Here is a 23,979-nt window from a genome sequence, read left to right as displayed (position 1 = left end):
GAGTTCCGCTGTGCCCGTTGATCGCAATGACGCCGTCGTCAGCCTGTCGAAGCGCCGTGGCTTCGTCTTTCCGGCTGCCGAGATCTACGGCGGAACCCGGTCGGCCTGGGACTACGGCCCGATGGGCGTGGAGCTGAAGGAGAACCTGCGCAGGCAGTGGTGGAAGTCGATGGTCACCGGCCGCGACGACATCGTCGGCCTGGACTCCTCGGTGCTGCTGCCGCCGGCGGTCTGGGACGCCTCTGGCCACCTGGCCACCTTCTCAGACCCGCTGACCGAATGCACCAGCTGCCACAAGCGCTACCGCGCCGACCACCTCGAAGAGGCCTACGAGGCCAAGAAGGGCCGGCCGCCCGAGCGCGGCCTGGCCGACATCAGCTGCCCCAACTGCGGTAACCGCGACATCTGGACCGAGCCCAAGCAGTTCTCCGGGATGCTCAAGACCCATCTGGGCCCGGTCGAGGACGAGTCCGGCCTGGTCTACCTGCGGCCCGAGACCGCGCAGGGCATCTTCCTGAACTTTCTCAACGTGATGAACACCTCGCGCAAGAAGCCGCCGTTCGGGATCGCCCAGACCGGCAAGTCGTTCCGCAACGAGATCACGCCGGGCAACTTCATCTTCCGGACCCGGGAGTTCGAGCAGATGGAGATGGAGTTCTTCGTCGAGCCCGGCACCGACGAGCAGTGGCACGAGTACTGGCTGCAGGCGCGCTGGGACTTCTATGTCGGCCTCGGGCTGAACCCGGACAACATGCGGTTCTACGAGCACCCGAAAGAGAAGCTGTCGCACTACGCCAAGCGCACCGTCGACATCGAGTACCGGTTCGGCTTCGGCGGCAAGGAGTTCGACGAGCTCGAGGGCATCGCCAACCGCACCGACTTCGACCTGCGGACGCACTCCGAGCACTCCGGGGTCGACCTGAGCTACTTCGACGCCAGCCGCGGCGAGAAGGGCGAGCGCTACCTTCCCTACGTCATCGAGCCGGCCGCCGGCCTGACCCGGGCGACGCTGGCCTTCTTGCTGGACGCCTACGTCGAGGACGAGGCCCCCAACACCAAGGGCGGCATGGACAAGCGCACCGTGCTGCGCCTGGACCCGCGGCTGGCCCCGGTCAAGGTGGCCGTGCTGCCGCTGTCCCGCCACGCCGACCTCTCGCCCAAGGGCCGTGGCCTGGCCGGGGCGTTGCGCCGGCACTGGAACGTCGAGTACGACGAGACCCAGGCGATCGGCAAGCGCTACCGCCGCCAGGACGAGATCGGCACGCCGTTCTGCGTCACCGTCGACTTCGACACCCTGGACGACCAGGCGGTGACCATCCGCGAACGGGACGCGATGACCCAGGAGCGGGTCGCGCTGGACAAGGTCGAGGACTACCTGGCGACCCGGCTGATCGGCTGCTGACACCGTGAGCGTGCTGACGCCGGTCGCGGCACCGGTCACCGCGCCGCTGCGGATCGGCGGGGGCACCGGCCGGCCCGTTGTGGTCGACCCGCCGGTGGTGCTCGCGCCGCTGGCCGGCATCACCAACGTGGCGTTTCGCAGGTTGTGCCGCGAGTACGGCGCGGGCCTCTACATCTCGGAGATGATCACGTCCAGGGCGCTGGTGGAGCGCAACCCCAAGACGCTGCGGATGGTCAGCTTCGCCGCCGACGAGACGCCCCGCTCGATCCAGCTCTACGGGGTCGACCCCGAGATCGTGGCCCGGGCGGTGCGGATGATCGTGGCCGAGGACCTGGCCGACCACGTCGACCTGAACTTCGGCTGCCCGGTGCCCAAGGTGACCCGGCGCGGCGGCGGCTCGGCCCTGCCCTGGCGGATCAACCTCTTCTCCGACCTGGTGACCGCGGCGGTGCGGGCCGCCGACGGGCAGCTGCCGGTGACGGTCAAGATGCGGCTGGGCGTGGACGCCGACCACCTGACCTACCGGGAGGCCGCGCTGCGCGCCCAGGACGCCGGCGTCGGCTACGTCGCCCTGCACGGCCGGACGGCGGCCGACTTCTACGGCGGCCAGGCCGACTGGGAGCCGATCGCCGAGCTGGCCGCGCTGCTCGACATCCCGGTGCTGGGCAACGGCGACATCTGGGAGGCCGCCGACGCCGTCCGGATGGTGGAGCAGACCGGCTGCGCCGGCGTGGTGGTGGGCCGGGGCTGCCTGGGCCGGCCCTGGCTGTTCGGCGACCTGGCGGCGGCGTTCGCGGGCCGGCGCGAGCTCACCCTGCCGGGCCTGGATCAGGTGGCCGCGGCGATGTACCGGCACGCCGAGCTGCTGGCCGACTGGCTCGGCGAGGAGCGTGGCGTCACCGACTTCCGCAAGCACGTCGCCTGGTACCTCAAGGGCTTCTCGGTGGGCAGCGAGCTGCGCAGGGCACTGGCGCTGGCGTCCGGGCTCGCCGAGCTGGCCGAACTGCTCGGCCAACTTGACCAGAGCCAGCCGTTTCCCGCCGAGGTGCTCGGCCGGCCACGCGGGCGCACCTCAGGGGCTCGCAAGGTGGCGCTGCCCGAGGGCTGGCTGGCCGACCGGGAGTCCCGCGCGGTGCCGTTCGGGGCCGAGCTGGCCGATTCCGGCGGCTGATCGGTACCGGTCACGGCCGGGCACCTGGCACGCTGTTGCGCATGGATCTTGAGAGCGGAGCCGGGCTGCTGCACCGGCTGACCTCATACACCCCTGATCAGGACTGGGACGAGCCGGTGGATGACCCCCGGGTCCGGCACGATCTGATTCCGAACGACCTGGCCACGCTCCCGCCGCCGGTCAAGCAGTACGACGCCGGCCTGCCGGTGACGCCGCTGCCACGCGAGCTGCCGGATCCCGGGGTCAGCGCCACCGCTGTGCTGGCAGGCAGCCCCGTCCCGAGCAGGCCGCTGGACGCGGCGCAGCTCGGTCGGATCCTCTACCTCGGCGCGGGTGTCGTCCGGACCGGTGAGCGCCCCGGACGCCAGATCCTGTTCCGGGCCGCCGGCTCGGCGGGCGCCCGGTTTCCGCTGGAGGTGTATGCCAGCACCCGAGGCGTCGAGGGGGTGCCGGACGGGGTGCACTGGTATGACCCCGTCGAGCATGCCCTGGTGCAGGTCGGGCCGGTGGCGGGCGGCGCGGCCAGCACGCTGGTCGTCACCGGGGTTCCGTGGCGGACCGGTTGGCGTTACGCCGAGCGCGGCTGGCGTCACCTGTACTGGGACGCCGGAACCCTGCTGTCGCAGCTGATCGCCGCGGCCGACAGCGCTGGCGCCCGGCCCCGGCTCCAGTCGCGGTTCGCCGACGCCGCGGTCGCCGGCCTGGTGGGCGCCGACGGCGTGCACGAGTTTCCGCTCGCGCTGCTCACCCTCGGCGACGGAACGCCGGCCATCGAAGCCGGCGCTCCGGCCATCCGGGGAAGCCTGCCCGGGGTCGAGTTCCCGCTGTGCACCCAAGCCCAACGTGCCGGTGACAGCGACGAACCCGGCCCGGCGTGGCCGGTCGGGCCGGTACTGGCCGACGTTCCCGATTCACCCGTGCTGGACGAGGTGATCCTGCGGCGTGGCTCGCAGCGGCTGATGGACCGCAACGTGAAGCTGCCGCGCCGGCTGCTGGACTGGCCGATGCGCGCGGCGATGCGCGGTATCGAGGTGCCGCACTGGGTGGTGGTGCACGGCGTGGAGGACACCGTCCCGGGCATCTACCGGTGGCCCGATCTCGACACCCCGCAGCGGCAGGCCGAGCTGCGCGACGAGCTGCTGCGGGTGGGCTTGGACCAGTACCTGGCGGCGGACGCCGGCTACGTGGTGATCGGCGCGATCGACGGCGCCGAACTGGACGACCGCGGCTACCGGGACGCCCAGCTGGCGGCCGGCCTGGTCGAGGGACGGCTGCACCTGGCGGCGTACGCGCTCGGGGCTACCGCGTCCGGCATGACGTTCGCCGACAGCGAGGTGCCGGCCCTGCTCGGCCAGTCCGGCGACCTGGTGACGTTGCTGTTCACCTGTGTCGGGGTCGGCGAGTACGTGTCGCGGCCCGGCGGGATGCCGGGTGAGCCGGTCCGGGTTCGCCAGGTCAAGGAGAGGATCAAGGAGTGAGCCGGTGTGGCGTTGGCCTCCAGATTGCGGTGCCTGCTGACCGCAATCGCTTACGCCCCCTATGGTCGGCAGAACGTATGTCCGTCTCACAGTGTGGTGGTGCGCGATGACAAAGTTCGTCTACGACTTTGCTGAAGGCAGTAAAGACCTCAAAGATCTGCTCGGCGGCAAGGGGGCCAACCTCGCCGAGATGACCAACATGGGGCTTCCGGTGCCACCGGGGTTCACGATCACCACCGAGGCGTGCAAGGCCTACCTGAGCAACGGCCGCGAGCCGGCCGAGCTGTCGGCCGAGGTCAGCGAGCACCTGGCCGCCCTCGAGGCACTGATGGGCAAGAAGCTGGGCCAGACCGATGACCCGCTGCTGGTCTCGGTGCGCTCCGGGGCGAAGTTCTCGATGCCCGGCATGATGGAGACGGTCCTCAACGTCGGCCTCAACGACCAGTCGGTACGCGGGCTGGCTGCCCAGTCCGGCAACGAGCGCTTCGCCTTCGACTCCTACCGGCGGCTGATCCAGATGTTCGGCAAGACCGTGCTGGGCATCGAGGGCGAGCACTTCGAGTCCGCGCTGGACGAGGCCAAGACCGCCAAGGGCACCACCAACGACCTCGACCTGGACGCCGAGGACCTGCGCAAGCTGGTCGAGACCTTCAAGCAGGTGGTCGTCGAGTACGCCGGCCGGGAGTTCCCGCAGGAGCCCCGGGAGCAGATGGACCTGGCCGTCCGGGCGGTGTTCGACTCCTGGAACGCGCCGCGGGCGATCCTGTACCGCCGGCAGGAGCGGATTCCGGCCGACCTGGGCACCGCGGTCAACATCTGCTCGATGGTGTTCGGCAACCTGTCCGAGGACTCCGGCACCGGAGTGGCCTTCACCCGCGACCCGGCCTCGGGCGCCAAGGGCGAGTACGGCGACTACCTGCAGAACGCCCAGGGCGAGGACGTGGTGGCCGGCATCCGCAACACGCTGTCGCTGGCTGACCTGGCCACCCTGGACAAGAAGAGCCATGACGAGCTGATGGGCATCATGGCCCAGCTCGAGGGGCACTACCGCGACCTGTGCGACATCGAGTTCACCATCGAGCGGGGCAAGCTGTGGATGCTGCAGACCCGGGTCGGCAAGCGCACCGCCGGGGCCGCCTTCCGGATCGCCACCCAGCTGATCGACGAGGGCCTGATCGATGAGATGGAGGCGCTGCAGCGGGTCAACGGGGCGCAGCTGGCGCAGCTGATGTTCCCGCACTTCGACGACACCACGCGGCACCGCAAGATCGCCCAGGGCATGAACGCCTCGCCCGGCGCCGCGGTCGGCAAGGTGGTCTTCGACTCCTACACCGCGGTGAAGTGGAGCCGCAGCGGTGAGAAGGTCATCCTGGTGCGGCGCGAGACCAACCCCGATGACCTCAACGGCATGATCGCCGCCGAGGGCATCCTGACCAGCCGGGGCGGCAAGACCAGCCATGCCGCGGTGGTGGCCCGGGGAATGGGCAAGACCTGCGTCTGCGGCGCCGAGCAACTGCGCGTCGACACCAAGGCCCGGCATTTCAGCACCCCGGACGGCCAGGTCTATGAAGAGGGCACCGTCATCTCGATCGACGGCACCTCCGGTGAGGTGTTTCTCGGCGAGGTGCCGGTGGTGGCCTCGCCGGTGGTCCGTTACTTCGAGGGCGAGATCGACCCCGAGAACGTGGGACCCGAAGACGACGGCGATCTCGTCCGGGCGGTGCACCGGCTCATGCGGGTCGCCGACGGCGGCCGGTCGATGGCGGTCCGGGCCAACGCCGATACCGACGCCGACGCCGCCCGGGCCCGCCGCTTCGGCGCGCAGGGCATCGGGCTGTGCCGCACCGAGCACATGTTCCTGGGCGACCGCCGGTCGCTGGTCGAGGCGCTGATCCTGGCCGACACCGACACCGAGCGCGACCGGCAACTGGCCGAGCTGCTGCCGCTGCAGCGCGAGGACTTCAAGGGCCTGTTCGAGGCGATGGACGGGCTGCCGGTGACCATCCGGCTGCTGGACCCGCCGCTGCACGAGTTCCTGCCCGACATCACCGAGCTGTCGGTGCGGGTGGCGGTGGCCGAGGCCCGGGGCGAGCCGCGCGAGGGCGACCTGCGGATGCTGCAGGCGGTGCACAAGCTGCACGAGCAGAACCCGATGCTGGGGCTGCGTGGCGTCCGGCTCGGCCTGGTCATTCCCGGCCTGTTCGCGATGCAGGCTCGGGCGATCCTGGAGGCGGCCGCGGAGCGGGTCAAGGCCGGCGGCGTGCCCCGGGTCGAGATCATGGTGCCGCTGGTCGGGGCCGTGCAGGAGTTCGAGTCGGTCAAGGACGACATCATCAAGGTGGCCCGGGACGTGCGCACCGAGACCGGGGTGCACCTGGAGTTCCTGGTCGGGACCATGATCGAGCTGCCGCGGGCGGCGCTGACCGCCGGCCAGATCGCCGAGTCGGCCGAGTTCTTCTCCTTCGGCACCAACGACCTGACCCAGACCACCTGGGGCTTCTCCCGCGACGACGTCGAGGCGGCGTTCTTCTCCCACTACCTGGAGAAGGGCATCTTCGGGGTGTCGCCGTTCGAGTCGCTGGACCGGGAGGGGGTCGGCGCGCTGGTGCGGATCGCCGTCGAGCAGGGCAGGGCCAAGCGGCCCGGCCTGAAGCTCGGGGTCTGCGGCGAGCACGGCGGTGATCCGGAGTCGGTGCACTTCTTCAACGAGGTGGGCCTGGACTACGTCTCGTGCTCGCCGTTCCGGGTACCGGTGGCGCGGCTGGAGGCCGGCCGGGCCAACCGGGCGCCGAGTGAGGATTCGCGCTGATCGGTGCGGGCAGTCCGGGTAGCCTCGGAGGCGTGCCTGGTCGCCTACGTAACATCGCCGCCTCGGCCGTGGCAGCGGCGAAAGCGGGCGTGGAGCAGCGCCGGTCGGCCGATCCTCCGATCGGCCGGCGCGAGGGCCCCACGGTGCTGCCCAGCAACAAGGTGCTGCAGGCGATCCTGAAGGAGTACTCGCTGCGCTCGGTGATCGACGACGACGGCGACCTGGCGGTGCGCTGGGACAACTTCAGCATCTACTTCTTCCACTACGGCCAGGACGAAGAGGTGCTGCAGGCCCGTCTCTACCTCAACCGCAGGTTCGAGGTAGAGCTGCGCCCGACGCTGGCCCTGGTGCTCGACGACTGGAACCGCAGCAAGCTGTTCCCGAAGGCGTACACGGTGCTTCCCGACGACGGCCTGGTCGGGATCTGCGCCGAGCAGGCCTTCGACTTCGAGGGCGGGATCAGCCGGCAGCAGTTGAAGTTCACGGTCGGAATGTGGTTGCAGAACCTGCAGCAGTTCGCCGACTGGACCGAGGAGCACGTCTGAGCGCCGGCAGCGACTGCTATCCCTACAGCAGCGAGGACCGGGCCCGCTGGCTGGTCGAGAGCGACAAGCGCGCCCAGCCCTCGGCCGAGCCGCCGCTGGACCGGGCCGCCTTTCAGCGCGACCGGGCCCGGGTGCTGCACTCCTACTCGTTCCGGCGGCTGGCCGACAAGACCCAGGTCGTCTCACCCGGTCAGGACGACTTCCCCCGCACCCGGCTGACCCACTCCCTCGAGGTCGCCCAGATCAGCCGCGAGATGGGCGCCGCGCTGGGTTGTGACCCCGACCTGACCGACGCCGCCGGCCTGGCGCACGACCTGGGCCATCCGCCGTTCGGCCACAACGGCGAGACCGCCCTGAACCAGGCCGCGCAGGACTGCGGTGGTTTCGAAGGCAACGCCCAGACCCTGCGCATCCTGACCAGGCTGGAGGCCAAGGCGGTCACCTCCGACGGCAGCTCGGCCGGGCTGAACCTGGCCCGGGCGACCCTGGACGCGGTGTGCAAGTACCCGTGGCCCGCGGCCGAGGGCAGGGCCAAGTTCGGTGTCTACGCCAGCGACCGGCCGGCCTATGACTGGCTGCGCGCGGGCCGCCGGGACGGTGAGCGGTGCCTGGAAGCGCAGGTGATGGACTGGGCCGACGACGTCGCGTACTCGGTGCACGACGTCGAGGACGGGGTGCACTCCGGGCACATCCGGCTCGCGACGCTGGCAACGGAGGCCGAACGGCAGGCCCTGTGCGAGCAGGCCGGCCAGTTCTACTCGCCGCTGACCGGCTCGCAGCTCCAGCCGCTGCTCGATGAGCTGCTGCGGCTGCCGGCGCTGGCCGACCTGGCTGGCTATGACGGCTCCTACGCCGCCCAGGCGATGGCCAAGCGGGCCACCAGCGAGCTGACCGGCCGGTTCGTCACGGCTGCCGTCCGGGCCACTAGGGACCGGTTTCCGGACGGCCCGCTGGGCCGCTACCGGGCCGAGCTGATCGTGCCGGACCGGGTGCGGGCCGAGTGCGCGCTGCTCAAGACGATCGCGTTTCGCTACGTGATGCGCCGGGACGGTGTCGAGCAGTCGCAGTCCGAGCAGCGGCGGGTGCTGATCGAGCTGGTCGAGCTGCTGCTCAAGCGGGGCGAGCCGGCGCTGTCACAGACCTTGCGGGAGAGCTGGCGGCAGGCCGAGGGGGAGTCCGAACGGCTGCGGGTGGTGATCGACCAGGTCGCCCAGCTGACCGACTCGTCGGCGCTGGCCTGGCACCGGCGGCTGGTGGCCGGCGGCTAGCTCTTGCAACGTTCAGCGGGGCCACCCGGCTGTCACACTTACACATAGACTCCCCGCATGGCAGGACGGATTCGCGACGAGGACATCGCCGCCGTCCGGGAACGCTCCGACATCGCCGAGGTGATCGGCGCGCATGTCGAGCTGCGCAATGCCGGCGGCGGCAACCTCAAGGGCATCTGCCCGTTCCACGACGAGAAGTCACCGTCGCTGTCGGTGTCACCGTCCCGCGGGCTGTTCCACTGCTTCGGCTGCTCGGCCGGTGGCGACGTGATCCGGTTCGTCGAGCGCATCGAGCACCTGTCCTTCAGCGAGGCGGTCGAGAGCCTGGCCAGCAAGGCCGGCGTCCAGTTGCGCTACGCCGACGGCGGCCCGAGCCCGAACCGGCCGTCCGGGCAGCGGGCCAGGCTGGTCGAGGCGCATACTCTCGCGGCGGCCTTCTACCAGGAGCAGCTGGCCACCGCCGAGGCCCAGCCGGCCCGGGACTTTCTGACCAGCCGGGGCTTCGACGCGGCGGCCGGCAACCAGTTCGGCTGCGGCTACGCCCCGGCGGGCTGGGATTCGCTGACCAAGCACCTGCTCGGCCGCGGCTTCAGCTCGGCCGAGCTGACCTTGGCTGGATTGTCCCGGGAGTCCGGCCGCGGCTCGCTGATCGACCGGTTCCACCGCCGGCTGCTGTGGCCGATCAAGGACCTCGGCGGTGAGGTGGTCGGCTTCGGGGCTCGCCGGATCCACGAGGACGACAAGATCGAGGCCAAGTACCTCAACACCCCTGAGACCCCGATCTACAAGAAGAGCCAGCTGCTCTACGGCATGGACGTGGCCAAGCGCGAGATCGCCAAGCAGGGCCAGGCGGTGATCGTCGAGGGCTACACCGATGTGATGGCCTGTCACCTGGCCGGCGTCACGACCGCGGTGGCCACCTGCGGCACGGCGTTCGGCGGCGAGCACGTCAACGTGATCAGGCGGTTGTGGTCGAGCAACAGCGCAGAGGAGGCGCAGGCCACCACCAAGGTGATCTTCACCTTCGACGGCGACTCGGCCGGCATGAAGGCGGCCGAGCGGGCCTTCAAGGACGAGCAGAAGTTCCTCGCCCAGACCTTCGTCGCGATCGACCCGGCGGGCAAGGACCCGTGCGACCTGCGGCAGGCCGGCGGCGATCCGGCGGTGCGGGCGCTGATCGAGTCCAACGTGCCGATGCTGCGGTTCATGCTGGGCACCATCATCAAGCGCTTCGACGTCGACACCGTCGAGGGCCGGGTGGCGGCGCTGAACCTCACCGTGCCGCTGGTGGCGCAGATCAAGGACCCCTCGCACCGCTTCGAGTACGCCCGCGAGCTGGCCCGGCTGAGCGGGGTGGCCAATCCGGACGAGATCCTGAGCCGGGTACGCGGCATGGCCCGGGCGGCTGAGAACCACCACCAGCGTCCCCAGCCGGGCACCCCTGCCGGCCAGCCGGGATCGGTGCCAGGGGTGCCGCCGAAGGTCGGCCAGGCCGAACGCGAGGTCATCAAGGCGGCGTTGCAACTGCCCGAGGTGGTGGCCGAGCAGTTCGACCAGCTGGGCCCGCAGGCGTTCCTGACCGCCGTGCACCAGCAGTTGCAGAACGCCATCGCGGCGGCCGGCGGCGCCACCACGGGCAAGACCGGGCCGGCCTGGGTGGAACGGGTGTCGGAGCACCTGCCGCCGGGTTCTGAGGCGCGCGCGGCGGTCAACGCGCTCGCGGTCGAGCCGCTGCGCTCGGGCACCGACGCCCAACCCCGCTACGCCGAGGCGATGGTGGTCAACCTGGCCGAGCAGGTGGTCGCCAGAGAAGTGGCACAGTTGAAGTCGAAGGTGCAGCGGCTTGACGCCGTCGGCGACGCGGAGGAGCAGGGCAGGTTGTTCGGCCAACTGATGCAACTGGAGCAGCGCCGGCGGGCGTTGCGGTCCCGGGCGATCGGGGGCGAGTCCTGATGGCGCTGTTCGGTCGGCGGCTGCGAGTGCCGGCCGGCCTGCGCGGCCTGCTGGCTCCGGACGAGCGGCTGCTGGCGATGGCCGAGGACGGCCCCGCCGCGGTGGCGGCCACCCAGTTCGGGCTGTGGCTGCCGGTCGGGCCGGCGTCGGTGGTTGCTGAACCGGTCGGGCCGGGGTCGGTGGTTGTCGAACCGGTCGTTGACCAGGCTGAGCCTGCCAGCGCCGCGCCCGGATGGCGGCGGATCGGCTGGGAGCACGTGGTCAAGGCGACCTGGGGTGAGGACGGCCTGCAGGTCATCGAGGGAGTGCTGGATGACGCGGGGGTGGTCACCGACCTGCCGGCGCTGACCCTGCGGCTGGCCGAGCCGCGCAACCTGCCGGCGGTGGTCAAGACCCGGGTCGAGGCGAGCATCGCCCGCTGGGAGCAGGTTCGGGTGCCGGGTGGCACCGGCCGGGTGGTGGCCCGGCGCAGGACCGGCATGGACGGCCTGCTCTGGACCGCCCGGCTGGATTCCGGCACGCCGGACTCCGACACCGCCCGCGCCGCTTTGCTCGACTATCTGGACCGGGTCGCCCGGCAGACGTCCGACCAGCCGATTCCGAGCTGAATTACCCGCTGACTTCAGGACGGTTCGGGCATAATAGCCGCATGGGGAACTCAGGCGACGATTTCGGCGACATCCCGACGGCCTTCTTGTGGTTCGTCGGAGTAACGGTGGCCGTCATGGTGTGCATCCTCGTGCTGGCAGCGGTGTCGACGGTTCGCAACCGCCGGGTGTTGCGGCAGGCCGGCGTCGATCCGAGCACCGTGGGTTCTCAGCTCGCGGTCCGGTACCTGCGTGGGCAGGCAGGGCGGCCTGAAGTGCGCTCCGCGTCCGACCGGCTGGCCGACCTCACCGACCTGCGGGATCGGGGCCTGATCACCCCGGACGAGTACCAGACCCGACGGGCACAGGTCCTCGACAGCATCTGAGTCCGGCTTCCGCGCGACCGGGCTTAACCTAAGCTCGGCGCCCAGCAGGCCTGGCCTCAGTGCCCAGCTGGCACCGCTCAGTGCCGGTGGCCGTTGACGCCGCTGCCGGCGCCGGACCGCTGACCGGCCAGCACCCGCCCGCCGATCCGGCTCTTGGCCCGCTCGGCCGCACCGGCGGCCTGCGCCTGCAGGACGCCCGCGGTGGCCTGGACCGTCTGGCTGCCGGCGACCCGGCGCCCCAGCGCCACGATGTCCTCATAACGCTCACGTCCGGCTCGTGAGCCCAGCACGTAGCCGACAGCGATGCCGAGCAGGAACTTCATCCTCATCTGCCTTTCGCCCGCGGTGATCTCTGGCTCCCCAGTGTGCCCTGCGTCGGGGGGCGCCGCGACGGCTGGGGCGATGAGTTATTCTTCTACCCGCTGCCTGTTCGGCCAACCCGGCCGGCCGGACGGCTCGCCAATCCCCCGTAGCTCAATTGGCAGAGCATTCGACTGTTAATCGAAGGGTTACTGGTTCGAGTCCAGTCGGGGGAGCAAGGATTCCGGGGCCTCCAGCGTTCGCGCGGAGGCCCTGAGTCGTTTCTGGTACCTCGCTGGTCACCGAGGCACGCTGTACTGCTTGCGGCAGTGCCCGCACTTCCACACTCGCCGCTCCGACGCTGGGCCGGGTCCGGACGGTCAGGCAGAATCCTCCGCATGACGCAGCTGTTGACGGAGGTCTCGGCACCCGACGGACGCACGCTCGGGGTGGCGCAGTGGGGCGATCCGGACGGCTCTGCCGTCTTCTTCCTGCACGGCATTCCAGGCTCCCGGCTGGTCCGCCCTCGGGACGAGGAAGCGATCGAACGCGCGGGGCTGCGGCTGGTGACCTACGACCGGCCGGGCTACGGCGTCTCGCACCGCCAGCCTGGCCGGCGGGTGGTCGACTGCGCCCAGGACGTGGCCGCTATCGCCGATGCGCTGGGCCTGGATCGGTTCGCGGTGTCCGGCTTCTGCGGCGGGGGACCGCACGCGCTGGCGGTGGCTGCCTGCCTCGATGGCCGGGTGACGGCCGCCGAGAGCCAGGGCGGCTCCGCTCCCTTCGGGGCCGAGGGTCTGGACTGGTGGGCCGGCATGAGCCCGGAGGGCGTCGCGGAATTCGGCTGGGCGCTCGATGGTGAGCGTGCCCTGCACGAGAACCTGATGCGGCTGGCGGAGGAAAAGCTGGCGGGGATGGCGCTGGACCGGGCGAACCTGCATGCCGCTCGGGACGAGCAGGCCGGCGCCGAGCTTGCCCGTCCCGATGCCGTGCGGGAGTTCGTGAACGCGATGCGCGACGGGTTCACCGCCGGAATCTGGGGCCGGGTCGACGACAACCTGGCGGTCCTCGCCGAGTGGGGCTTCTCCCTCGACGAGATCGCGGTACCGGTCACCCTCCGCTACGGCGCCCGGGACGCTGAAATCTCGCCGGGTCACGGCACCTGGCTGGGTGCGCACATCCCCGACGCCAAGGTGGTCGTGGACCCCGACGGCGGCCACTTCATCGATCCCGGCACCCGCATCGAGGAACTGCGCGCCCTGGTCGCGGCTGGCTGACACCGCCGCGGTCGTGTCCCAGTTTGCGCCGTCATCGGAAAACATTGCCCGGGAATTTCCACAGCTTGAGTTGGATGTGTCCTACCGATGGTGCCAATATGGCACCATGAAGCGAATGAACCTTCGTGACGTCCCTGACGATGTTTACGCCGCGCTGTCCGAGGCGGCGGCCGTGAGTCGTCAGTCCTTGAACGCCTACGTGGTCGACCGGTTGACTGAGGCCGCCCAGGCTGCGCAGATGGGCGATTACCTGTCCGAGTACCGGCCCGCCGAAGGCAGCGAGGTCACGCTGGAGGACGCGGTCACTGCCGTTCGTGAGGTACGCGAGGCCTCGTGAGTCTCGCGATCATCGACGCCTCTGTACTGGCGGTGTTCTACCTGACCGCGGATCCGCGCCGGGACGCGGTCATCGCTCGGCTCAGTGCCGGTGATGCGCTGTACGCGCCGGCTCATCTGGATGCCGAGGTCGTGTCAGCTCTCCGCGGTCTCGCGCGGGCCAATCCGGCGCTCCAGCGCGCGACGCCTGCCGCGTTGCGACATCTCGCGCGCCTGCCGGTCCGGCGGATGCCGCTGGCTCCACTGCTCGATCGGATGTGGGCGCTTCGGGACAACGTCACGGCCTACGACGCCGCTTACGTCGCGCTCGCCGAACGGTTGGCGGCTCCGGTCCTCACCTGCGATGCCAAGCTGGCTGCCGCCAGCGGCGGTCTCTGCGCTTTCGACCTGATCTCATGACGAAGGCGCCGCCAGACCGCCTGCTGTGGATGCGCTCGCAGTGCTGACCTCCTGATACTCCAGTCTGGCCGGGCCGGCTCCGAGAAATGACTGTAGTTTGACTTCTTTGTCCCACTGCATGACACGGATCAATCGACGAAGGACTACGGATGACCAATCATTTGTCGGCACGGATCGCCTGGCACATGGACGGCTGGAACGGGCGGGTGTGCCAGCAGCCGGCGACGAACACCTACTGCGTGGGAGCCCATTCGTTTCCAGGCGAGGCGATCCGAGAGTCCCGCGATCTCCCGTGGGAGCAGTCGAACGCGGGCAGGCATTGCGATGGCCTGGACGGCATTCCTCCTTGTGTCTATTCGATCAACGCTTTTGGTGACAGCTCGATTACCGGCTTCTCGGACCCCCCATCCTGGTACCCGGCTGAGCAACGGATCACCTGGGAGATGCCCGCATCGACGGTGTGCATCTGGCCGTTCGAGGAGATGTACCGAGAAGAAGTGCGGGCATGGGGCGGCAAGCGCCAATACGACTACGACAAACGAAGGCAGTATGCCGAGGACTATCTGAACCGGATACAGCCGGAGAGCAGCCTCGTCTTCTATTACGCCAACTACAGCAACCCCTTCAGTCGGGAGGACTCGCCCAAGTACGTCATCGTTGGTGCCTCCCGCGTTAAGCGCCTGTCTCGGATCCGGAACTACGACGGCATGACACCCGAAGCTCGCAAGGACTACGGCGGGGGCTTCGTATGGGCAGTAGACCTCACGTCGCACTACCCGGACGAAGGTTTGCGCCTGCCGTATCACGTCTACAAGGATCAACCCGAGAAGGCGGAACGCTTTCTGGTCGTTCCACCGAATCCACGCAACTTCAAGTACGCCACTCGCCTCTTCGGAGATGACGAGGCGTTGGAGATCGTCGAGCGCCTGATCGAGTCGGTGACCGAACTGCAGCAGATGGGCGACAGTACGGAGGAGTGGCCTCGGCGGCTCGCGTGGCTGCACTCGCAGGTTGGGTTCCTTTGGCACGCACGGGGGCTCTATCCGGGGATGGCTGGGGTTTTGGATCACCTTCAGGCGCCGGCTTTGATCTCGTGGTTCAAGGCCGAGGCTGAAAAGGGAACCGGCAACCAGGCCAAGTCGGCGATCTTCGCCTTCCTTGACGGGACAGGGTCACTCGCCGATGCCAACCTCAGCGATCCGGAGGTGAAGGCCGTTCGCCGACGGTGGAACCTCATGGACAGCAGCCAGCGACTGATGTTGGCCGACGTCCTAGTGCGGTTTGACCTGCCGGGGCAACAACTCAGAAAGATCCTGGGAACTGATCCCGAATCCTATGGGCTCACCGCCACTGCGGCCGAGGTGGCCGCCAATCCTTACGTTCTAGCTGAGCAGTTCGTCGGGGATGGCGCCGACGACACGATCAGCTTCACCAAGATCGACCACGGGATGTTGCCCTCTCCTGAGCTGGGAGGAGCCGCGCTGGCAGATCCTGACGACCCGAGGAGGCTGCGATCGTTATGCGTTGAGCGGCTGCGCAATGAGCAGGCGGACGTGTTCATCGCAGGGGCGAATTTGATCCACGAAGTCAACGAGCGCCTCAGCGGGTATCCCGACTGGAAGCGGCATCAATTCACTCCTCAGCACCTTGAAGCGGACCGAGATGAACTCGAAGGCGCTCTGATCATCCGAGCGGAGCAAGGGGAGCCATGGGTGTACCTCAAAGATGCCTACCAGGATGAGCGCCTACTTGAGGAGCAGTTGCGCAGGCTTGAGGAGCGGCCCAGCATCGTCCTGAAGGTGCCGATGACTGAGGAGCGCTGGCGCGGCAGTCTTCGTGACCCGAACAGCCCTCTAGCAGCACGCGTCGCCGACGATTACAACGCCGCGATAGTAGGCCAGGCCGAAGTGTGCCTCGGCATCTTTCCAAAGGCGCTGTGCGTGCTCGCGGGCGAGGCGGGCACTGGCAAGACCACGGTGGTCAAGTCTCTGCTGGATGCGATCGAGCGCACCGAAGGCGCCGGCGCAAGCGTGCAACTGTTGGCTCCGACGGGAAAGGCCGCGGAGAGGTTACGCGAACGCACCGGCCGCCGGGAACAGACGTCCACGGTTCATTCTTTCCTGGCCAAGAAGGGGTGGCTGAACGCTAATTTCACTTTCAAGCGACGGGGTGGCGCACGTGAGGACGCGTTCACCACCTACGTCATCGACGAGTGTTCGATGCTGAGCCTGGATTTGCTGGCAACCCTGTTCCGCGCGATCAACTGGAACTCAGTCCGTCGCTTGGTGCTTGTTGGCGACCCGAGCCAGCTTCCGCCAATCGGGCGGGGCCGAGTGTTCGCCGACATCATCGATTGGCTCCAGCCGCTGGGCGCTGTCGGTGAACTCAGCGTCAACATGCGCCAGATGGAGAATCGGGCGCTTGACCAGGGCACGGGGATCCTTGACCTGGCCGACGCATACCGTCGACGCAGCCCGGCGATGTCGGTGGAGGCTGCCGATACCGCGCCTGCCGAAGACATCCTGGCCCGCGTTCAAGAGGGTGGCGAAGTCGATAAGGATCTGAGAGTCCTGTACTGGAGCGGACAGGAGGACCTGACGGGGAAGCTGGTCAACCAAGTCGTATCGGATATTGAGACCGATACGGGTGTGGTCAAGGACGGAATGGCGGAGTGGCGATTCTGGAAGACCGCGTTCGGCGACTACCTGAGGCCCGAGCGGATGCAGGTGCTCTCTCCCTACCGCGGGGAAGTGCACGGTACCGAGGCGCTGAACGCTGCATTCCAGCAATTCGTCCACGGTCGGTCTGCCGCGGACCTTCGCGAGATAGATGGGATCGCGCTCAACGACAAAGTCATCCAGATCAGGAACAGGCCGCGATCTGACAGCATCTGGGCGTACAACCAGGAGACACGGGTTAACGAGCGGGTGGAGGTTTATAACGGAGAAATGGGGTTCACCCGTCCGCACCCTTTCGATTCCAAGAAGTTGCACTCTTCCGGGTTCCGTCCTCAGCATTTCCGCGTGGGGTTCTCAACGAAACCCCATCTCGGAGTTGATTACGGGAAGGATCTCGGCAAGACGCCGGACGGCAAGTGGCGCCCCCAGGAGTCCGTCGAGGAAAATCTCGAACTCGCCTACGCAGTGTCGATTCACAAGGCGCAGGGTAGTGAGTTCGATCGGATCTACTTCGTGGTTCCCAAGCATCGAAGGGCCCTGCTCTCGCGTGAGTTGTTCTACACGGGGTTGACTCGAGCGGCCAGGCACTGCACGCTCCTCATCGAGGAGGATATCTCCCCACTATTGTCGATGCGACGCCTTGAGCAGTCACGACTGCTGGCTGTGAATGCATCGCTCTTCAGCTTCAACCCCGTTCCCGAAGAGCTACGTAAGCTTGGTGGTTGGTACGAGGAAGGCAAGATCCACTCCACTCTCACCACGTATATGGTTCGTTCAAAGAGTGAGGTGATCATCGCCAACATGCTTTTCGAACGCGACATACCGTTCGTCTATGAAATGCCCCTCTATGCTCCCGACGGCACCTACGTCCTGCCGGACTTCACCATCACAGCACGGGGCGAAGTGTGGTACTGGGAGCACGTCGGCATGCTCGACGATGCGGCCTACCAGAACAGGTGGGAGACGAAGAAGCAGTGGTATGACCGGCACTTCCCGGGTCGGCTACTCACCACCTTCGAGTCTCCACTGCTCAGCGTTCGATCCGCGGAGGTCATTGGTTCCCTCGGATGAGGGCCCGCCTTCCAGACCAGGGCATGGGGGTTTATGACCCAGAGGTCATGGAGCGCCGCTGGCGATGATCATTTACGCCGCCAAAGCCGGCTTGGAGCCCACCGCCAGGGTGACCGCCTGGCCCCGCTGCCTGCATGACTGCGGATTACTGCCAGGGTGGGGTCTCAGCCAGCTTGGCGTAGTACTTGGCGAGGTGGCTCTTGACCCGGGCGATGTCCTTGTCCGGCAGGTTGATTCCGCCACGCGAGCCCTGTAGCACCGCCGCCGCCGCGTGCACCGCGCGAGGGATCGCGACCAGCTTGCCGTCCAGCACGTCGGCGATCAGCAGCTTGTAGGCGGTGAAGTTTGCCTTCTTCTCCGCGTCGTACCAGGCATGGGCGTCGCGGTAGCGCGGGTTGGGCTCGTCCTGCGCGCCGGCCCAGGCGCGCACCCGCTTCTCAGCGGCGGCGCCGTCCCAGGAGTAGTCGGAGTCAGCTAGCGGCAGGTCCTGAAAAGCGGTCACAGCCATGGGTGGTCTCCAGAGGTCGTCGGCGTGCCACGGCTCAACCTACGCTGACGCCGGGTACTGGCTGACAAGCCGGCGCTGGACGCCGCCGCTCGCCACGCGGCTGAACGCTCACAGCAGGCCGGATCGGGAAATGCCTGTTAGTTTCGAAGCGGCTCAGCAAGCAAGCCGTCAGGTCCGGGCTCGGCAGCCTTGCCGTTGAGGCGCTGCCGAACCCGGTGAGCAGCGGGGTGCCCTGATGATGACCAGCCCGAGCGACCTTGAGCATCTGAACGACCTGTACGGCATGAGCGAGGATCCGTGGCACATGCGCAGCGGCTGGCAGGCCGAGCGCCGCCGGGACCTGCTGCTGGCCGCGCTGAACCACCCCCGGTACGGCAACACCTTCGAGCCCGGCTGCGCCGCCGGTGAGCTGACAGCCGGCCTGGCCCGGCGCAGCGACCGGGTGCTGGCCGCCGATGACAACCGGCCGGCGCTGTCGCAGGCGCGGGCCCGTACCGCCCACCTGTCCAACGTCGATCTGCAGTGGATGCGGCTGCCCGAGCAGTGGCCCACGGAGGAGAGGTTCGACCTGATCGTGCTGCACCAGGTCGGCTACCGCCTCGACCTGGCCTCGTGGGCGGCGCTGGCGACCGCGGCCCGCAACAGCCTGGGGCGCGATGCCACCGTGCTGGCCTGTCACCACCGGCACGAGTTCGCCGAGCGGATCCTCAACACCCAGACGCTGCACGGGGTTCTCGACAGCATCCTCGGCCTGCCACGCCAGACCCAGGTCACCGACTCCGATTTCACCATCGACGTCTGGACGAACCGGGCGGCGACTGCGCCGCGCGGCTGAACAGCGCCCGGCTCAGTCGCCGACCGGCCCCGCGCTGTCCTCGACTTCCCAACCGCCGCCGTGCGCCCGCTGGATCAGCTCGTTGAGCACCGGCCCGATCACCTGCGGAAAGCCGCCGAGCTGGATGGCCATGCTGAACCGCTCGGAGGTGACCCCGACCGACGGGTCAGCGGGGTCGAGCATCATGTGCTCGCTCTGGGTGAGCACCTGGGAGATGATCCCACGCGAATTCAGAAACGCGTTGATCTGCTCGACCTCACCCTGGTCGACGGTCTGAAAGAACACCTGTCCGCTGATCCACCCGGTCATCTCCATACCGACATCCTTTCAGGGTGGGCCACACCACATCGACATCGCCTTGCCTGCCGGTACCGCCTAGGGCAGCGTCGGCGCTCGTGACCGATCAGCATCCGTTCGACGCCGACACCGCCGTGACCGGCTCCGAGCCCGTCTTCCAGGCCACCATCAGTGACCGGTGGGCGGTCGGTGAGACGCACGCCAACGGCGGCTACGTGCTGAGCGTCTGCCTGCGTGCCCTGGAGCGCGTGCTGGGCAAGCCCGACCCGCTGGCGGTCTCGGCGTTCTTCCAGCGCCGGGTTACGCCCGGCCCGGCCGAGATCCGGGTCGACACCGGGCGTTCCGGCCGGCGGCTGGCCACCGGTGAGGCCCGGTTGCTGCAGGACGGCCAGGAGCTGGTCCGGGTGGTGGCCAGCTTCGCCGACCTGTCCCAGGCGAGCGGCCCGACCCTCGTGTCCGGCAGCGCGCCGGTGCTGCCTCCTCCGCAGGACTGTCTCGACCTGTTCAGCGGCGAGCTGCCCCGAGAGTCGGAGCTGGTGGCGCCCGGCATCACCGGCCGGCTGGACTGCCGGACGCCGAAGCTGCCCGGCTGGCGTCAGGGCTCGCCGAGCGGGCAGGCGCGGGCCGAGTTCTGGATGCGGCTGGCCGGTGGCCGGCAGGCCGACACCATGGCGCTACCCGGACTGGTCGACATGGCGCCGCCGGCGGTCTTCGAGCTCGGTCAGTACCTCTCGACGACGATCGAGCTGAGCGTGCACGTCCGGGCCCGGCCGGCGCCGGGCTGGCTGGCCTGCCGGGTCAGCACCAACTACCTGATCGACGGTTACCACGAGGAGGACTTCGAGATCTGGGACTCGACCGGACGGCTGGTGGCGCAGTCCCGGCAGCTGGCGCTGCTCGGCTGAGCTGATCCGATTTCCTAGTCCGACTCTTTAATCCGACTCCCGGTCCGATTCCAGGCTTGCCAGCTGGCGGCGGGCTGCCTGCACAGCGGCCGCGGTCCGATCTGCCTCCTCCTCGGCGGTGAGCCGGGCCCGTTCGGCGGACCGGCGGGCCTGACCTGCCTCCCAGGCCAGCTCCTGGGCCTCCTCCAGCTGCGCGCGCAACCGCTCCACCTGCGCGGTGGCTTCCTGATGGCGCTGGCTGGCGGTGGCGGCCTCGTCCTGTGCCTGTTCCAGCACCCGGGCGGCGTCGGCGTGCTCGGCCTCGGCCCGCCGCAACTGGTCCTGCTGGCGTTGCAGGCGCCGCTGGTGGGCCTGCTCGGCCGAACCGGCGGGTCCAGCGGCCTGCTTCTCGGCGGCTGCCTTGCCGGGGGCTGCTGCCTTGCCGGAGGCGGCTGCCTTGCCGGAGGCGGCTGCCTTGCCGGTGGTCGCAGCGCGTCCGCTGCTGGCCTTCTTCGTCGCGGGCTCCGCGGTGCCCTCGTCGCCGGTCTCCGGGTCGGCCTTGCCCGACACCTCGGCGCCGGCCGGCACCGACCGCAGGTGCCGCCTGCGAACCGGCGCCGCCACCGCGTCGGTGACGTCCACCTCACCGAAACCGGTGTAGGACAGCACCACCGTCAACCGTCCGGACAGCACCGCGGCCTCGGCCGCCTCGTCTGCGATGGCGGCCTCGAAGGTGCTGCGCACCTGGGCCAGCACGGGTTCGGTGACGGTGCGGCCGGTCTGCTCGGCGGTCTCGCGCACCAGTTCGGTCAGCCGTTGCAGCAGCTGCTGGCGCTGCTCGGACAGGGCTCGCAGCTCAGGCCCGAGCAGGTTGCGGTGCGCGTTGCGCATCTGCTCGCCGAGCTCGGTCAGCTCCTGCAGCTCGGCCGGCTCGCCGCGGACCAGCTCGTTCACCAGCGCCGCCGCCAGCACCGGTTTGCGCAACTTGCCGATGCTGGCCGCCAGTGCCTTGTCACCGGCCGCCTTCGCCTGGGCCGCCAGCCGGGTGCGGTGCTCGGCGAACTCGTCGGCGGGCACGCCGTAGAGCTCCTCAGCGGCGGAATCGAGGTCCACGGCTCAGCTCTCCTGCGACTGGTCGTCCGGGTTCGGCTGCACACCGATGTTTCTACCCTGCCGGGACCCGGCGGTGCGTCCTGGGCGTGGGCGCCAGGTGCGTGCGACGTCGGCCGGCAACAATTCGGAGGTGATCCGGAGCGAGCACTGCCAGACTCTGCGCGTGGTCGGCGCCGTCGCGCCGGTTGTCGGGGCCGGATGCGACGATCAAGCGTGCCAGCCGGCCAAGCCGGCACGGCGTGGGTGTCGGGGAATGGGGCAACGTGGTCAGACAGGTCGATGCCAAGCTGGCGATCGAAGTGCGCGGGCTGGTCAAGCGCTACCGCGGCAGCCGCGGTCAGGACGACATCGAGGCGGTCCGCGGCATCGACCTGGCCGTCCGGCGGGGCGAGGTGTTCGGGTTCCTGGGCCCGAACGGAGCCGGCAAGACGACGACCGTGCGGATGCTGTGCACGTTGCTGCCGATCAGCGACGGCCACGCCACCGTGGCGGGGGTGGACGTGCGCCAGGACCCGGCCGAGGTGCGCTGCCACATCGGGGTGGCCCTGCAAGAGGTCGGGCTCGACCCGACCCAGACCGGCCGCGAGCTGCTGGAACTGCAGTGCGCGCTGTACCGGGTGCCCGATCCGGCCGGCCGCTGCGCGGAGCTGCTCGGGCTGGTCGGGTTGTCCGAGGCTGCCAACCGCACCGTCAAGACCTATTCCGGCGGCATGCGACGCCGGCTCGACCTGGCGACGGCTCTGGTGCACGAGCCTGAGGTGCTGTTCCTCGACGAGCCGACCACCGGGCTCGACCCGGCCAGCAGGGCCACGGTCTGGGACGAGGTCCGCCGGATCAACGCCGCCGGCACCACCATCTTCCTGACCACTCAGTACCTGGAAGAGGCAGACCAGTTGTGCGAGAGGTTGGCCATCATCGACGACGGCCGGTTGGTGGCAGCCGGCACTCCGGACACCCTCAAGGCAGAGCTGGGCAGTGACGTCATCACCATCGGCCTGCGACCGGACGAGCACCAGGCGGCGCGCGCGGCCCTGGCGTCGTTGCCAGGGCTGGACCACGTCACCGACGCCAGCGAGGGGCTGGCCGTCTACGTGCAGGACGGCGCGGCCGCGGTGGCCGACGTGGTGCGGTTGCTGGTGGACGCGGGCATCCGGCCGGGCACGGTGGCGCTGTCCCGACCGACCCTCGATGACGTCTTCCTGGCCTCCACCGGCCGGCGCATCGAGGGCGGCGCTCCGGAGGCGGCGGCATGAGAGAGACCCTGCTGCTGGCCCGCCGGGCGGTTCGAGAGGTCTGGCGGCTGCCTGCCGCGACCCTGCCGGCGGTGTTCATCCCGGTGTTCTTCATGGTGGTCAACATCGGGCAGGTCAACCGGATCTTCCCGTCCAGCACGCCGTTCCTCGAGGGCCAGCACTACGTGGCCTTCCAGGTGCCGGTGTCGCTGGTGTTCGCGGTGAGCTCGGCCACCTCAGGCCTGGCGATGGTCACCGACATCGACATCGGCTACCTCGACAAACTGCTCGCGGCCCCGATCAAGCGCACCGCGATCTTCTGGGGACGGCTGGCGGCCGACCTGGTGCGTGGGGTCACGGTGTCGACCCTGGTGCTGCTCATCGGCTTCGCCTTCGGCGCCCGGGTGCGTTCCGGCCTGGTCGGCGTGGTGCTGCTGATCCTGCTGGCCGCGCTGTGGGGGGTGGCCTACGCCGGCATCGCCATCGCGATCGCGTTGAAGACCAAGAACGTTCAGACCACCAACGCGTCGTTCATCATCTTCTTCCCGCTGCTGTTCCTGACCCCGAACTTCGTGCCCCTGGAGCTGCTCGCCACCCCGCTCAGAACACTCGCCCAGTTGAACCCGGTCAGCTACGTCATCATCGGCCTGCGTGACCTGGTGCTCTACCCCGACATCCACTGGGGCTCGTTGGGGGCCTGCGTGCTGACCATTGTCTTGACCGGGCTGGCCCTCAGCGCGCTGTCGCTGCGGGCGCTCAACCGGTTCGCCGAGTGAGGCGCTGACGGCGCGCGTCCTAGGCACCTCGGCGCGGAGCCGGGGGTGTGAGCGTGTGACAATCGGTGCTCCTGCCGGGTCACCGGCCGGCGCGGCCGCTCGTCTGCGCCGGGTGATGATCGGACGGGCGCGAGGGGCGGTAGCTCAGCTGGTTAGAGCAGGGGACTCATAATCCCTGGGTCGTGGGTTCGAGCCCCACCCGCCCCACCATGACACGCTTACTCGAACCATTGACCTGAAAAATGTCAGCGAGTACGGGTGTTTGGTGATCTTGAACGGGTCCGGTCTTATGACCGGGCCTGTTTTCGTTTGTGAGCTTGGTTGTCCTCGCCGGCAGCTGGTCTACTGAGGTTTGGGGACCGAGGGCGAGGTCCTTCTGTCGTTGGTAGACCCAGGAAGCTTCTTGTATTTCGTCAAAGGGCGGGTTCAGGACGTCGCTGGTGACGGTCACCCTGTTGTCATCGTCGAGGTAGAAGCGCCGGTAGAAGGTCTGGTTGAGCTGTCGGCGGGTGTCGTCTGGGGCGGTGCGGTAGAGCCGGGCCGGGTCGGCTACCAGGTCTAGTGCTTCCCGGAGCCGCTGCGCGCCGAGGGCCAGTTGCTCACTGGTGTCGCTGAGCTGGCTCTGGATACGGGCCCGTTCGTGTTGGATGGCATTACTGCGCTGCTGGATCTTG

22 protein-coding genes and 2 tRNA genes are annotated in these 23,979 nt (G+C 68.8%); 20 read left to right on the top strand and 4 right to left on the bottom strand.

Features of this window, described 5'->3' with window-relative positions:
- Positions 1–10 precede the first annotated feature (10 nt).
- The 9 genes from VF557_15375 (at position 11) to VF557_15335 (ending at position 11,599) form a co-directional block, all read left to right on the top strand.
- Entirely contained in the window at positions 11–1,402 is a 1,392-nt protein-coding gene (locus VF557_15375) for a glycine--tRNA ligase (protein ID HEX8081590.1), read from the top strand.
- A 4-nt stretch (positions 1,403–1,406) separates the two neighbouring features.
- Positions 1,407–2,573 (top strand): tRNA dihydrouridine synthase DusB, encoded by a 1,167-nt coding sequence (gene dusB, locus VF557_15370; GenBank protein ID HEX8081589.1) that lies wholly within the window; start codon positions 1,407–1,409, stop codon positions 2,571–2,573.
- Between the two features lie 41 nt (positions 2,574–2,614).
- Positions 2,615–4,051, top strand: a complete 1,437-nt coding sequence (locus VF557_15365) for a hypothetical protein (protein HEX8081588.1) — start codon at positions 2,615–2,617, stop codon at positions 4,049–4,051.
- 106 nt (positions 4,052–4,157) lie between these two features.
- The gene (ppdK, locus tag VF557_15360; protein HEX8081587.1) at positions 4,158–6,860 is read left to right on the top strand and encodes a pyruvate, phosphate dikinase; all 2,703 of its coding nucleotides are present in this window, start codon (positions 4,158–4,160) and stop codon (positions 6,858–6,860) included.
- A 68-nt stretch (positions 6,861–6,928) separates the two neighbouring features.
- Positions 6,929–7,405 (top strand): YbjN domain-containing protein, encoded by a 477-nt coding sequence (locus VF557_15355; protein ID HEX8081586.1) that lies wholly within the window; start codon positions 6,929–6,931, stop codon positions 7,403–7,405.
- Positions 7,354–8,673 (top strand): deoxyguanosinetriphosphate triphosphohydrolase, encoded by a 1,320-nt coding sequence (locus VF557_15350; protein HEX8081585.1) that lies wholly within the window; start codon positions 7,354–7,356, stop codon positions 8,671–8,673. The genes VF557_15355 and VF557_15350 overlap by 52 nt, the downstream gene beginning before the upstream one ends.
- A gap of 57 nt (positions 8,674–8,730) precedes the next feature.
- Positions 8,731–10,626: a DNA primase gene (dnaG, locus tag VF557_15345; GenBank protein ID HEX8081584.1), complete on the top strand. Its 1,896-nt coding sequence runs from the start codon at positions 8,731–8,733 to the stop codon at positions 10,624–10,626.
- Positions 10,626–11,234, top strand: coding sequence for a hypothetical protein (locus tag VF557_15340; protein HEX8081583.1), 609 nt, complete (start codon positions 10,626–10,628; stop codon positions 11,232–11,234). Before dnaG ends, VF557_15340 begins: the two co-directional genes overlap by 1 nt.
- Before the next feature lie 41 nt (positions 11,235–11,275).
- Positions 11,276–11,599, top strand: coding sequence for an SHOCT domain-containing protein (locus VF557_15335; protein ID HEX8081582.1), 324 nt, complete (start codon positions 11,276–11,278; stop codon positions 11,597–11,599).
- Positions 11,600–11,676: 77 nt separating this feature from the next.
- Here the strand turns inward: VF557_15335 and VF557_15330 are convergent, their stop codons facing one another.
- Positions 11,677–11,922, bottom strand: coding sequence for a hypothetical protein (locus VF557_15330; protein HEX8081581.1), 246 nt, complete (start codon positions 11,920–11,922; stop codon positions 11,677–11,679).
- A gap of 140 nt (positions 11,923–12,062) precedes the next feature.
- Between VF557_15330 and VF557_15325 the strand changes: the two genes are divergently transcribed.
- The 5 genes from VF557_15325 to VF557_15305 all read left to right on the top strand — a co-directional run bounded on the left by VF557_15325 (position 12,063) and on the right by VF557_15305 (position 17,660).
- Positions 12,063–12,135: transfer RNA gene (locus VF557_15325), tRNA-Asn, on the top strand.
- A 162-nt stretch (positions 12,136–12,297) separates the two neighbouring features.
- Positions 12,298–13,176: an alpha/beta fold hydrolase gene (locus VF557_15320; GenBank protein HEX8081580.1), complete on the top strand. Its 879-nt coding sequence runs from the start codon at positions 12,298–12,300 to the stop codon at positions 13,174–13,176.
- 13 nt (positions 13,177–13,189) lie between these two features.
- Positions 13,190–13,513: a hypothetical protein gene (locus VF557_15315; GenBank protein ID HEX8081579.1), complete on the top strand. Its 324-nt coding sequence runs from the start codon at positions 13,190–13,192 to the stop codon at positions 13,511–13,513.
- A complete protein-coding gene (locus VF557_15310) occupies positions 13,510–13,911 on the top strand; it encodes a type II toxin-antitoxin system VapC family toxin (protein HEX8081578.1) in 402 nt (133 codons plus the stop codon). The genes VF557_15315 and VF557_15310 overlap by 4 nt, the downstream gene beginning before the upstream one ends.
- A gap of 149 nt (positions 13,912–14,060) precedes the next feature.
- Positions 14,061–17,660: an AAA family ATPase gene (locus tag VF557_15305; protein ID HEX8081577.1), complete on the top strand. Its 3,600-nt coding sequence runs from the start codon at positions 14,061–14,063 to the stop codon at positions 17,658–17,660.
- Positions 17,661–17,805: 145 nt separating this feature from the next.
- Here the strand turns inward: VF557_15305 and VF557_15300 are convergent, their stop codons facing one another.
- Entirely contained in the window at positions 17,806–18,168 is a 363-nt protein-coding gene (locus tag VF557_15300) for a hypothetical protein (GenBank protein ID HEX8081576.1), read from the bottom strand.
- Positions 18,169–18,406: 238 nt separating this feature from the next.
- Between VF557_15300 and VF557_15295 the strand changes: the two genes are divergently transcribed.
- Positions 18,407–19,003 carry an SAM-dependent methyltransferase gene (locus VF557_15295; GenBank protein HEX8081575.1) on the top strand — a complete coding sequence of 199 codons (597 nt, stop codon included), beginning with the start codon at positions 18,407–18,409 and terminating at the stop codon, positions 19,001–19,003.
- 12 nt (positions 19,004–19,015) lie between these two features.
- Here VF557_15295 and VF557_15290 read toward each other — a convergent pair whose 3' ends face one another.
- Positions 19,016–19,318 (bottom strand): hypothetical protein, encoded by a 303-nt coding sequence (locus VF557_15290; GenBank protein ID HEX8081574.1) that lies wholly within the window; start codon positions 19,316–19,318, stop codon positions 19,016–19,018.
- Between the two features lie 80 nt (positions 19,319–19,398).
- On the opposite strand from VF557_15290, the gene VF557_15285 reads away from it, so the two are divergent.
- Positions 19,399–20,205, top strand: a complete 807-nt coding sequence (locus tag VF557_15285; GenBank protein HEX8081573.1) for a thioesterase family protein — start codon at positions 19,399–19,401, stop codon at positions 20,203–20,205.
- A 27-nt stretch (positions 20,206–20,232) separates the two neighbouring features.
- Here the strand turns inward: VF557_15285 and VF557_15280 are convergent, their stop codons facing one another.
- The gene (locus VF557_15280) at positions 20,233–21,297 is read right to left on the bottom strand and encodes a hypothetical protein (protein ID HEX8081572.1); all 1,065 of its coding nucleotides are present in this window, start codon (positions 21,295–21,297) and stop codon (positions 20,233–20,235) included.
- A gap of 239 nt (positions 21,298–21,536) precedes the next feature.
- Here VF557_15280 and VF557_15275 point away from each other — a divergent pair, with 239 nt between their 5' ends.
- The 4 genes from VF557_15275 (at position 21,537) to VF557_15260 (ending at position 23,867) form a co-directional block, all read left to right on the top strand.
- On the top strand, positions 21,537–22,550 hold the full coding sequence (locus VF557_15275; protein ID HEX8081571.1) for an ATP-binding cassette domain-containing protein: 1,014 nt from the start codon (positions 21,537–21,539) through the stop codon (positions 22,548–22,550).
- A complete protein-coding gene (locus VF557_15270; protein ID HEX8081570.1) occupies positions 22,547–23,305 on the top strand; it encodes an ABC transporter permease in 759 nt (252 codons plus the stop codon). Before VF557_15275 ends, VF557_15270 begins: the two co-directional genes overlap by 4 nt.
- A gap of 133 nt (positions 23,306–23,438) precedes the next feature.
- Positions 23,439–23,515 (top strand) — tRNA-Ile (locus VF557_15265).
- Positions 23,516–23,708: 193 nt separating this feature from the next.
- Positions 23,709–23,867: a hypothetical protein gene (locus VF557_15260; GenBank protein HEX8081569.1), complete on the top strand. Its 159-nt coding sequence runs from the start codon at positions 23,709–23,711 to the stop codon at positions 23,865–23,867.
- Positions 23,868–23,979 lie beyond the last annotated feature (112 nt).

This window comes from Jatrophihabitans sp. (assembly GCA_036389035.1).
Taxonomy (GTDB): Bacteria; Actinomycetota; Actinomycetes; order Mycobacteriales; family Jatrophihabitantaceae; genus Jatrophihabitans_A.
The sequence above is the reverse complement of the archived record's forward strand: the minus strand, read 5'-3'. Positions and strand labels throughout refer to the sequence as shown.